Genomic DNA, 12,282 nt, shown 5'->3' with positions numbered 1-12,282 from the left:
GTGAGTTTATTTTTCTATACTAATAGGCGTTTTCTGCCTTGCAAAAAGGTTATATTTCAGGATACAGTAAATGGCCCGGAAACCATCTTTATAATTGATTTTCTTGCCTTCTTCATAGGTACGCCCGTAATAGGCAATCCCTACTTCATAAATCCTAATTTTAGGGATACGGCTTATTTTAGCTGTCACTTCCGGTTCGAATCCAAACCGGTTCTCCTTTAAATCCACCTGTTTAATAATATGACTGCGGAACAACTTATAACAGGTTTCCATGTCTGTCAGGTTCAGATTCGTCAACGCATTAGACAGGGAAGTAAGGAACTTATTACCGATTGTATGCCAGAAGAACAGTATCCTGTGAGGGCCATTCCCCATAAAACGACTGCCAAATACAACATCCGCCACTCCCTTCAGCATCGGTTTTAACAGGCGGTTAAACTCTGCCGGGTCATATTCCAGGTCGGCATCCTGGATAATCAGGTACTCCCCGCTGGCTTTTTGAATGCCTGTCCGCAGTGCAGCACCCTTCCCCTGGTTCACTTCATGACGTACATATTGCAGTTTCACATGAGGATAACCGGCCATAAAACGGGCCACTTCTTCCCCCGTATTGTCAGTCGAATGGTCATCAACTACCACCAGTTCCTTCTGCACATTTTCTATCAACTGTACTGCCGTTACTCGTTCCAGGATATTGTAAATGTATCTCGATTCGTTAAATGCCGGAATGATTACGGATAGAAGATGTTCTGACATAATGACAATTTTCTTATAAGAAACGTGTGCAAAGAAGCAAAAAAGTTATGTAGAAAAAAAATTAATCATGATTAACCCAGATAAAAAAAGTTTTAAATATTAACGACTGCTTAACAACTATAGTTGTTACAACACACTATCTTTACAGGATTAGGGTTTTCATAGGATAGTAAACAAGAGCCAGGTAGTCTTATCCGGCTCTTTCTTTTTTACCTAACTCCTTCTCCTCTATTCCCTTATTCTTCTAATTTCCTAATAAAGTTATTGTATTTATCATCTGAATAATTGTACAAAATGTATTAAAAAGCATTGACTACTATTATTAGTTATTAAAATCGCTTAAAAAATATCCATGGAGTTTTTTTACATTTAATTGAATAAATCCTTAAATAATTCCACTACCGTTATGAAAAACAATACTATTCAACCTGGAAAACTCTTTTTTACCAGTTGCCTTGCTTTAATCGTTACCGCTATGACCTTTGCTATCAGGGCAGAGATCGTAAAAATATGGGGCAATGATTTTAACCTGAATGGAGAACAACTGGGCTTTATTGCCGGTACAGCATTCTGGGGTTTCACATTAGCCCAGATTGTAGGCGGCCCGCTTATTGACCTGTTAGGGATGAAAAAGATCATCTACATTGCCTTCTTCGGGCATATCGCAGGGGTTATTATGACAATCATGGCCTGGAATTTCTGGTCGCTTTTTGCCGGTACTTTACTCATAGGCATTGCCAATGGTAGCGTTGAAGCTACTTGTAACCCACTGGTGGCTACACTTTTCAGCACACAGAAAACAAAAATGCTGAACCGCTTTCACATGTGGTTCCCCGGTGGTAATGTAATAGGGGCGCTCATCGCCTATTTTATGATAGAACAACTGCATATGAGCTGGGTCTCCCTGATGTGTGTACTGTTGGTGCCTACCTTATTATATGGCGGGTTATTCTTCTCCTTACGTTTCCCTCAGACAGAACGTGCCGCTTCAGGTATCAGCTATAGCGGGATGTTGAAAGCCTGTGTAGGGCCATTTTTCCTCTTTATGGTACTCTGTATGTTCCTGACCGCTTCAACTGAACTGGGTACAGGACAATGGATCAGTGCATTACTGGGACAGGTAGGGGTTTCTGCTATCCTTATATTTGCGTTCATTAACGGCATCATGGCCATAGGCAGATTATTTGCAGGACCAGTCGTACATCGCCTGAACCCGGTAGGAATGCTGTTATTTTCTTCCATCTTTGCGGCATTAGGTCTGTTCTGGTTAAGCAGGGCTTCCGGTTATGAAACTTTTGCTGCTGCCGGTGTATTTGCTATAGGTGTATGTTATTTCTGGCCAACGATGCTGGGTTTTGTCTCAGAATATATGCCACAGACCGGTGCATTAGGATTGAATATCATGGGTGGCGCAGGGATGCTGTCTGTTGCCGTTATATTACCTTTTATGGGAAACTGGTTTGATGCCAATAAACAAAAAGCAATTACACAGGGCGCTGATCAGGCATTGGCGGAATTACAGGCAGGCAGAGATACTCTCACAACTGTAGCTATTTTACCTATTATATTGATTGTTGCCTTTACTTTTTTATATATTAGATTCCGGAATAAGCCTAAAGTAGTATTAGCCCATAACGTTTAAACTCAATAAGAAATAAAGAATATGAACCGTAAGTTAAGAATGGGAATGATCGGAGGCGGAAAAGATGCCTTCATCGGTGCAATTCATCGCATTGCAGCCAACATGGACGGACTTGTAGAACTCAAAGCCGGCGCTCTCAGCGTAAACCCGGAAGTGGCCATAGAATCAGGAAAGATACTGTTCCTGGATCCAAGCCGCACTTATACAGACTATAAGACCATGCTGGAGAAAGAAGCCACTTTACCCGCAGCCGAAAAACTGGACTTTATTACCATTGTAACCCCCAACTTCGCCCACTTCGAACCTGCTATGATGGCACTCGATAAAGGCTTTAACGTAGTGGTGGAAAAACCTATCACCTTCACCCTCGAAGAAGCTAAACTGCTGAAAGCGAAAGTAGAAGAAACAGGTCTTACATTACTCCTCACTCATACTTATACCGGCTATCCACTTGTGAAACAGGCCCGTCAGATGGTAAAAGAGGGCGTATTCGGAAAAATCCGCAAAGTGTACGTGGAATATCCACAAGGCTGGTTAAGCAAGCCTACCGAAAAAGACAATGCAGGCGCGGCCTGGAGAACAGATCCTAAACGCTCCGGTAAAAGTGGTTGTATGGGAGATATCGGTACACATGCTGCTAACCTCGCCGAATATATCAGTGGTACAAAAATTGACCAGTTATGTGCCGATCTCAACATCGTAGTACCAGGTCGTGGTCTGGATGATGATGGGGCTGTACTGCTGCGTTTTGATAATGGCGCTACCGGGGTATTAATGGCCTCTCAGGTAGCTGCCGGTGAAGAAAACGCATTGAAAATAAGGGTATACGGTGAAAACGGTGGCCTGGAATGGTCTCAGATGGAGCCAAACACCCTGCTGGTAAAATGGCTGGATAAACCTACCCAGGTATACCGCGCAGGTAATAACTATGGTGGATACCAGAGTTCCTTTGCTACCCAGAACACCAGAACTCCTGGTGGACACCCGGAAGGTTACCTGGAAGCATTTGGCAACCTCTATCGCAACTTTGCCCTCACTTTACAGGCAAAGCTCAGCGGTACCACCCCTTCCGCAGAAGCACTGGATTTCCCAAGTGTGGCAGAAGGCGTACGCGGAATGGCATTTATTGATAACGTGGTGAGATCGGGACAAAGTGAGCAGAAATGGACAAAATTTGAAATCTAATGAGAACGATTAAAGGCCCCGGAATATTCCTGGCACAATTCCTCGGAGATAAAGCTCCTTTCAATACACTGGAAGGTATCTGTAAATGGGCGGCAAGCCTGGGCTTCGAAGGCGTACAGATCCCTACTTCAGATCCAAACATACTCGACCTTAAAAAGGCAGCGGAAAGCAAAACCTACGCTGATGAGATCAAAGGCATCGTCAATGCTGCCGGACTCGAAATCACCGAACTGTCTACGCACCTGCAGGGACAACTGGTAGCAGTAAACCCTGCTTACAGTGAATTGTTCGATGTATTTGCAGCGCCGGAAGTAAGAGGCAATCCAAAAGCAAGAACAGAATGGGCTGTTAACCAATTGAAATACGCGGCTAAAGCCAGTAAGAACCTGGGATTAAATGCACATGCTACCTTCAGCGGTGCTTTAATGTGGCATACCGTATATCCATGGCCACAACGCCCGCAGGGCCTGGTGGAAGCAGGATTTAAAGAGCTGGCGGCCCGCTGGTTACCTATATTAAACGAATTCGACGCAAACGGAGTAGACCTCTGCTACGAAATTCATCCGGGTGAAGACCTGCACGATGGTATTTCTTACGAACGCTTCCTCGAAGCTACCGGCAATCACAACCGTGCCTGCCTGTTGTACGATCCAAGCCACTTCGTACTCCAATGCCTCAACTACCTGGAATACATCGATATCTATCATGAGAAAATAAAGATGTTCCATGTAAAGGATGCAGAATTCAATCCTACCGGCCGTTCCGGCGTATACGGAGGTTACCAGGGATGGATAGACCGCCCGGGAAGATTCCGCTCTCTTGGCGACGGACAGGTAGATTTCAAGTCTGTTTTCAGTAAACTCACCCAGTACGATTATGCCGGTTGGGCCGTTTTAGAATGGGAATGTTGCATCAAACATCCGGAAGATGGCGCCAGGGAAGGTGCACCGTTCATCAAAGATCATATTATCCGCGTAACCGAAAAGGCATTCGATGACTTTGCCGGAGGGGCAGCAGATGATGCTATGAATAAGAAAATACTGGGACTGTAATTACCGGATATCATATTCATCCATCATTATTCGTCATAATAATTATTTTACGGGTCAAATCTGAATTTTGGAACATATAAATGAATTGAAAATGAGAATGCGTTTTTTGGCGCCTTTTGTACTAAGCGCTGTTTTCCTGGCAGCCTGTGGCGGAGGTCAAAACACTGAGAAAAAAGAAGAAGCTGCCAGTGAAGCTCCGGCAGACAACTCTATGGTTAAAGCAGGTGCCGCTGAGGCAGCCGCTTCTAAAGGTGCAGCACTGATAGAGCAGAAAGACTGTAAAACCTGCCATAAAGTAGATATGAAACTGGTGGGTCCTGGTTACAAAGAAGTAGCAGCGAAATATGAAGCTACCGATGCTAACATCGATATGCTGGTAGACAAGATCATTTCTGGTGGTAGTGGTCATTGGGGTGAAGTAGCAATGCTTCCTCATCCGGACTTACCAAAAGACGATGCGAAAGAAATGGTGAAATACATTCTGTCTTTGAAATAAATCATTATCCACGAAGGTTGATCAATCATTTTTGATCAACCTCTTTTTTTACTCAGGTCCAACTTAAAAAACTCATTATGAAGAATATAGTTCCCGTTCTGGCGCTCAGCCTGATCACATTATCCACGTCTGCACAGAAAGTAAATACCCTTACTGACAAAGAGAAAAAAGCAGGCTGGAAATTATTATTCGATGGTACAGATAAAGCCGGCTGGCATACTTACCTGAAAAGTGAGGCAACTGCTTCCTGGCAGGTAGTTGATGGTGCGCTTACTACAGACGAAGCAGCAAAGAAAAACGGTGCAGAAGGTGGTGACCTCGTTACCAATGATGAATATGAAAACTACGATCTGCAACTCGAATGGAAAATATCCGAAGGTGGTAATAGTGGTATCATCTTTAGTGTTCATGAAGATCCTAAATTTGGCGCTACCTATTTAACTGGTCCTGAAATGCAGGTACTGGATGATGCCAAACATCCGGACGGTAAAATCACTAAACACAATTCCGGTGATCTGTATGATCTGAAGAAGTCTGTTAGCAATGCTGCTAAACCAGTGGGAGAGTGGAACAAAGCAAGGATCTTAAAGAAAGATGGTCATCTTACTTTCTGGCTCAATGGTACTAAAACCGTAGAAACAACTGTAGGTAGTGCCGAGTGGAAAGAACTCCTGGCTAACAGTAAATTCAAAAACTGGAAAGGTTTTGGTGAATATGCAAAAGGGCATATCGCTTTACAGGATCATGGCGACCAGGTTTGGTACCGTGATATCAAGATCCGCGTACTATAATAAAATATCATGAATAAGAACCACGTAAAAAAACTACTACTGCCAGCATTTATAATAATGCTGGCAGTTTTGCCGCTCATACGTATACAGGCAAAAGCAAAACCCCGGTTACTGGTGTTTTCCAAAACAGCAGGTTTTCGCCACGACTGCATTCCTGCAGGTAAACTGGCTATGATCAAACTCGGACAGGAAAACGGTTTCGAGGTAGATACCACAGAAGATGCCAGCGTATTTAATAACAAGAACCTGAAAAGATATGCCGCTATCCTCTTCCTTAACACTACAGGTAATGTATTGAATGAGGAAGAACAAACTGCTATGGAAACTTATATTCATAACGGTGGTGGATATATGGGTATTCATGCTGCAACGGATACTGAGTACGACTGGCCATGGTACAATAAACTGGCCGGCGCCTGGTTTACCAGTCATCCGAAACAACAAAACGCTACCCTGCAAATAGTAGACAGAGATAACGATGCTACCCGTCATTTAGGTGAAACATGGGTACGCTGGGATGAATGGTATAACTTCAAAGATCTTAACCCCGATGTACATGTACTCATCAAAATAGATGAACATTCTTATGAAGGTGGTAAGAATGGAGATAATCACCCCATGTGCTGGTACCACGATTTTGAAGGTGGACGTGCATTCTACACGGAACTGGGACATACAAAAGAATCCTATGCAGACCCCATATACCTGCAACATGTATTAGGAGGGCTCCGTTACGCAATGAACATTAAGAAGAAATCATAGACCCAATTATAGACTATCATGCAAATCAGGTACCTATTTATCACATTACTGTTAGTACTTGGAACAGTACTAACAAGCTGTCAGAAGAAAATCCGTCCGGGAAATCCCCGGGTACTGGTATTTACCAAAACCGCGGGCTTCCGCCACGCTTCCATCCCTGCCGGCATCAAAGCCCTTCAGAAACTGGGACAGGAAAATGGTTTTGATGTAGATACTACAGAGAATGCTGCCAACTTCAATGAAGATACGCTGCAAAAATATGCTGCTGTCATTTTCCTGAATACCACAGGAGATATACTGGATAATTACCAGGAAGCAGATTTTGAAAGATATATACAGTCGGGCGGTGGTTATGTAGGGATTCACTCCGCTACAGATACTGAATACGACTGGGGATGGTACGGAGAACTGGCCGGTGCTTACTTTGATAATCATCCTGCCGGTGTTCATAAAGCCACGCTGACAGTAAAGGATAAAACATTCCCTGCTACCGTTGGATTACCTGAAAAATGGGAACATTCCGACGAGTGGTACAATTTTAAAAAGATCAGCAAGAATACACATGTACTGATCACTGTAGATGAGAAAACTTATGAAGGTGGTAAAAACGGTGCTGATCATCCTATCAGCTGGTACCATGATTTTGATGGTGGTCGTGCTTTCTATACAGAGTTAGGTCATACCGATGAATCTTATTCAGAACCAAATTATCTCAAACATATCCTTGGTGGTATCAAATATGCGATAGGTGGTAATGAGACGCTGGATTTCAGTAAGGCGACTACACTGCGTGTACCTGCTGAAGATCGTTTTACCAAAAACGTATTAGTATCCGGCGAGTTCTTCGAACCTACTGAAATGACTGTATTACCTGATTTAAATATCCTGATAACGCAGCGTCGTGGTGAGATCATGTATTATAATCAATCTACTAAGAAATTATCTCAGGCAGGTTTCTTACGTGCATACTACAAAACAGAAACACCTAACGTAAATGCAGAAGAAGGGGTACTTGGAATATGTGCTGATCCCGACTTTAGTTCTAACCATTACGTATATATTTATTATTCTCCGGCAGATACATCTGTAAACAGGTTGTCCCGTTTTAAATTTGAGAATAACATAATAGATTCATCATCAGAAAAAATAATCCTGCAACTATATTCACAACGTAATATCTGTTGTCATACCGGTGGTTCTATAGCCTTTGGCCCTGGTGGATTATTATATCTTTCTACAGGAGATAACAGTACACCGTTCGATGAACCCGGACAGAAATATGTGACCAACAGTTATGCCCCATTAGATGATCGTCCTGGTCATCTGCAATATGATGGTCGTCGTACTTCAGCTAACAGTAATGATCTGCGTGGTAAGATCCTGCGTATTAAAGTGGCCGCGGATGGTACTTATTCTATTCCGGAAGGCAACCTGTTTAAACCAGGAACACCTAATACCAGACCTGAAATATTTGCGATGGGTACACGTAACCCTTACCGTATTTCCATAGATCGTAAAAATGGTTTTGCCTATTGGGGTGAAGTAGGACCTGATGCTAACAATGATGATCCTAACCGTGGCCCACGTGGTTATGATGAAATCAACCAGGCAAAGAAAGCAGGTAACTTCGGATATCCGATGTTCGTAGGTAACAACTACCCATATCGTTTATACAATTACGAGACAGGTGAAAGCGGCGCTGCATTTGATCCTGCCAAACCAGTAAACAACTCACGTAATAATACAGGTATTAAAGAGCTGCCTCCTGCACAACCAGCCTTCATCTGGTATCCATACGCGAAGTCTCCGGATTTTCCATCTGTAGGCAGTGGTGGACGTAATGCGATGGCTGGTCCGGTATACTACAATGAGCTTTATCCAAAAGAGACCCGTTTACCGGATTACTATAACAATAAGTTCTTCATTTACGATTGGGTACGTGGATGGATCAAAGCGGTTACATTCGATAAGGATTATAACTTCTCCAAGATGGAGCCTTTCATGCCTAATACCAAATTCAATGCTATCATAGATATGGAAATGGGACCAGATGGCCGCATTTACGTGTTGGAATATGGTAATGGATGGTTTAGTAAGAATAAGGATGCTGGTCTTGCCCGTATTGACTACAATGGTGGTAACCGTGCCCCTGTTGCGAACATAGAAGCCAGTAAATTGTCCGGAGGGTTACCATTTAAAGTAAAACTGAGTGCTAAAGGATCTAAAGATCCTGATGGAGATAAACTGACGTATCTCTGGTACCTGGGTAATGGTAATAAGAAAGAAACGACCGAGCCTGAAATAGAATATACTTTCACTACTGCCGGAGAATATGCGGTAGCTGTAGAAGTAAAAGATAGTAAAGGAGTGGTTACGCGTAGTAAAGGAATTGAGTTATATGCCGGTAATGAAACGCCTGAGGTAAAGGTGGATATCACCGGAAATAAAATGTTCTATTTCCCTGGTAAACTGATCTTCTATAGTGTATCCGTTAACGATAAAGAAGATGGTTCTACTGTGAATAAAAAGATAGATGTAAATAATATCTTCATCCACGCAGAATATATGGAAGGAAGTGATAAAGCAGCTATTCCTCAGCAGGGGCATCAGATTATTACGGGCGTTATTGCCGGTAAGAACATGGTAGAATCCGGTGATTGCAAAACCTGTCATAAGGTGGATGAAAAATCTATCGGGCCTTCTTTCAAACAGGTAGCGGATAAATACAAAGATGATGCTGGTGCGCCTGATTACCTCGCCAACAAGATCATCAAAGGTGGCGGTGGTGTATGGGGAGAAACAGCGATGGCTGCGCATCCTGTTTTAACACAGGGAGAAGCGCATCAGTTGGTAGAGTATGTAATGTCTCTTGGTTCAACTGCTAAGAAGCAGGTATCTCTTCCTTTGGTAGGTACTGTAGATGCTACTAACAACAATCCTGAAAAGGATAATGGCGTATTATATATCATGGCCAGCTATACCGATAAAGGTGGTCCTGGTATCCGTCCTATTACAGGTAATGATGCGATCATGTTGCGTAATCCAAAATTACCGGCTACTGAATCTGATAAATCTGATGGTGTATCTTCTTACGAAACAGAAGGTATGAAGTTGCTGATCCCTACTGCCAATGGATGGGTGCTTTACAAAAACATGGATCTCACTTCTGTTGCGGGTATCAATGTCATCTATTTCTCTCAGGAAGCATTACAATACGGTTATGTGGTGGAAGCTTTCCTGGATAAGATGGATGGTACTAAACTGGGTGAAGTAACAATTGGTCCTGGTGCGAAACCGAAAGTGCCTAACAACGCTTTCATTTCCATCACTACTCCTGTTACTGACAGTCAGAATCATTCACTCTACTTCCGTATTAAAGCTGCTGATGCAAATGAAAAAACAGCGCTGGGTATCGGAGCGTTCCAGTTACAGACAAAGTAATTTATTACATAATAAAAAAGCCACGGCATTATGTGCCGTGGCTTTTTTTATTTATAAACATTTATTTCTTAGCGAATCTTCCTGCGTAAAAATAGTTCGTCATTAATACGGCTATCACAATAAATAATCCGAAGAATTCTCTGGTTTCTTCTATCCATGGTGTGGATGCTTTCATTGTTCCTGCGATATTCTCACCATGATGTTCTATGGCCCAGTCTAGTACTCCTGTTTTATCAAAGAAGAGATAAGCGGCGTATATGAGGTAGATAAAAACCCCTAACAGATATGCCTTCCTGTAAAAACGTTTCCTGGCAGCCAGGAAACAAAATAATGCACCATATAAGTAAATGGGCATCCATACATATGGATCAGGATCATTGTATTGCAGTCCTGCAAAAATGATAAACACAACAACGAAAAAGATGTTAAATATTTTCATAAAGAGATTTTATCGGAGATAAGCGAAGATATTGATAAAAGATATATCTTTGCATCCGCATTCCTTATTTATCACTTCTAAAATTAAAGGAATCATGACAGAACGTATTCACATATCGCCCCTTTCGCCCACTGCCTAAACAGGCAACAATTTCCAATATAATCATCTGGAATAAGCATCTGTATTGATTTTGATCAATGCCTTCAATTGCTATGTCTATCAGGGTCAGCCTTGTGCGTTAATATAAACATGGATTGTTTGTAAGGGGATTTTATTGCAAAAAAATCATTTACAATAATATTTATCCGTACCCACATGGGCAGCATAAAAACAAAGGAACTGAGTAAAATCGGTTACACCAATGACAGGGCAAGAAGCCTCGTCATTAATATTATATCCAAACATTTTAAGCATCATACAAAAGAGCAGTTAATTACCCTTTTAACTAACATCAAAAATAATCCTGCAGCATATGCAGCAGATGAAATAGTAGGGGTCATTGCTGAGAATTTTATTGATAAAGAAGAAGTCTGCAACTTCCAGTCTTTTGGCCTGTTACAACAAACAGGACAATTAAAGATCTATGGTGCAAAAGAAATAGAACACTCCGCTAAAAAGCAAATGGAGCTGGCAATGTCTCTGCCAATTACTGTGCAGGGGGCTTTAATGCCGGATGCACACACCGGTTATGGATTACCTATTGGTGGCGTATTAGCGACTGATAATGCAGTAGTTCCATATGCAGTAGGTGTAGATATCGGTTGTCGTATGGCATTATCTATTCTTGATGAAGGAGAGAGTTTTCTGAAACGTTATTCTCATCAGATAAAAGTGGCGATGAAAGAGTTTACACACTTCGGTAATGAAGGTGCGCTGGAATTTCCACAGGAACATGCGGTAATAGATAGTGCTGCTTTTCAATCTACGGAGTTGTTGAAAAAGCTACAGGCAAAAGCTTTGCGTCAGCTGGGTTCTTCCGGTAGTGGCAATCACTTTGTAGAATTTGGGATGATCACATTGGCAGCAGATAATTCATTAGGGCTTCCGGCTAAAGATTATCTCGCATTACTCTCGCATTCCGGTAGCCGTGGACTAGGTGCAAACATCGCGCAGCATTATACTAAAATTGCGATGGACACCTGCAAACTGCCCCGCGAAGCGCAGCAGCTTGCGTGGCTGGATTTAAACAGCGAAGCTGGTCAGGAGTACTGGATCAGTATGAACCTGGCGGGAGATTATGCCAAAGCCTGTCATGAGAGGATTCATGCCAACCTGCTGAAAGCACTGGGTTTACAAAGCCTGGTAACAGTAGAGAACCATCACAACTTTGCGTGGGAAGATACACTGACTGATGGTAGAAAAGTGATTATTCACCGCAAAGGGGCCACACCGGCACATGCCGGGGAATGGGGGATTATCCCGGGTAGCATGACTACCGCCGCTTACCTGGTAAAAGGTAAAGGAGTAGATAATGCGTTGTTCTCTGCTTCGCATGGTGCTGGCAGGGCGATGAGCCGTAAAAGAGCAAGAGAGAACATGACAGCGTCCGGATTAAAGAAGATGTTGTCTGATGCCGGAGTAACGCTCATTGGTGGTAGCGTGGAAGAGAACCCGCTGGCATATAAGGACATTGAAAAGGTAATCGCTGCTCAGCAGGAGCTGATTGCTGTAGAAGGGCGCTTTTTGCCCCGTATTGTAAGAATGAATAAAGAGTAAAT

General features: G+C 42.7%; 10 protein-coding genes. 8 read left to right on the top strand and 2 right to left on the bottom strand.

Annotation, left to right across the window (positions count from 1 at the left end; all coding sequences use genetic code 11):
- Nucleotides 1–6 precede the first annotated feature (6 nt).
- Nucleotides 7–756 (bottom strand): glycosyltransferase family 2 protein, encoded by a 750-nt coding sequence (locus BMW86_RS07000; protein ID WP_089780284.1) that lies wholly within the window; start codon nt 754–756, stop codon nt 7–9.
- A gap of 406 nt (nt 757–1,162) precedes the next feature.
- On the opposite strand from BMW86_RS07000, the gene BMW86_RS06995 reads away from it, so the two are divergent.
- The 7 genes from BMW86_RS06995 (at nt 1,163) to BMW86_RS06965 (ending at nt 10,125) form a co-directional block, all read left to right on the top strand.
- Nucleotides 1,163–2,398, top strand: a complete 1,236-nt coding sequence (locus BMW86_RS06995; protein WP_089780282.1) for an MFS transporter — start codon at nt 1,163–1,165, stop codon at nt 2,396–2,398.
- A 21-nt stretch (nt 2,399–2,419) separates the two neighbouring features.
- Complete coding sequence (locus BMW86_RS06990) at nt 2,420–3,583, top strand: Gfo/Idh/MocA family protein (protein ID WP_089780280.1); 1,164 nt, start codon at nt 2,420–2,422, stop codon at nt 3,581–3,583.
- Complete coding sequence (locus BMW86_RS06985; RefSeq protein WP_089780279.1) at nt 3,583–4,635, top strand: sugar phosphate isomerase/epimerase family protein; 1,053 nt, start codon at nt 3,583–3,585, stop codon at nt 4,633–4,635. Before BMW86_RS06990 ends, BMW86_RS06985 begins: the two co-directional genes overlap by 1 nt.
- A gap of 91 nt (nt 4,636–4,726) precedes the next feature.
- Entirely contained in the window at nt 4,727–5,131 is a 405-nt protein-coding gene (locus BMW86_RS06980; RefSeq protein WP_089780277.1) for a c-type cytochrome, read from the top strand.
- A gap of 77 nt (nt 5,132–5,208) precedes the next feature.
- Nucleotides 5,209–5,922, top strand: coding sequence for a 3-keto-disaccharide hydrolase (locus tag BMW86_RS06975; RefSeq protein ID WP_089780274.1), 714 nt, complete (start codon nt 5,209–5,211; stop codon nt 5,920–5,922).
- A 9-nt stretch (nt 5,923–5,931) separates the two neighbouring features.
- Nucleotides 5,932–6,684 carry a ThuA domain-containing protein gene (locus BMW86_RS06970; RefSeq protein WP_089780272.1) on the top strand — a complete coding sequence of 251 codons (753 nt, stop codon included), beginning with the start codon at nt 5,932–5,934 and terminating at the stop codon, nt 6,682–6,684.
- Between the two features lie 18 nt (nt 6,685–6,702).
- Nucleotides 6,703–10,125, top strand: coding sequence for a ThuA domain-containing protein (locus BMW86_RS06965; protein WP_089780270.1), 3,423 nt, complete (start codon nt 6,703–6,705; stop codon nt 10,123–10,125).
- Nucleotides 10,126–10,186: 61 nt separating this feature from the next.
- Here BMW86_RS06965 and BMW86_RS06960 read toward each other — a convergent pair whose 3' ends face one another.
- On the bottom strand, nt 10,187–10,564 hold the full coding sequence (locus BMW86_RS06960) for a transmembrane 220 family protein (protein ID WP_089780269.1): 378 nt from the start codon (nt 10,562–10,564) through the stop codon (nt 10,187–10,189).
- A 315-nt stretch (nt 10,565–10,879) separates the two neighbouring features.
- Between BMW86_RS06960 and BMW86_RS06955 the strand changes: the two genes are divergently transcribed.
- Nucleotides 10,880–12,280, top strand: coding sequence for an RtcB family protein (locus BMW86_RS06955; protein ID WP_089780266.1), 1,401 nt, complete (start codon nt 10,880–10,882; stop codon nt 12,278–12,280).
- Nucleotides 12,281–12,282: the final 2 nt, after the last annotated feature.

Source organism: Chitinophaga sp. YR573 (assembly GCF_900110995.1).
Lineage (GTDB): Bacteria > Bacteroidota > Bacteroidia > Chitinophagales > Chitinophagaceae > Chitinophaga.
This window is presented reverse-complemented; position numbering and strand designations above follow the sequence as displayed.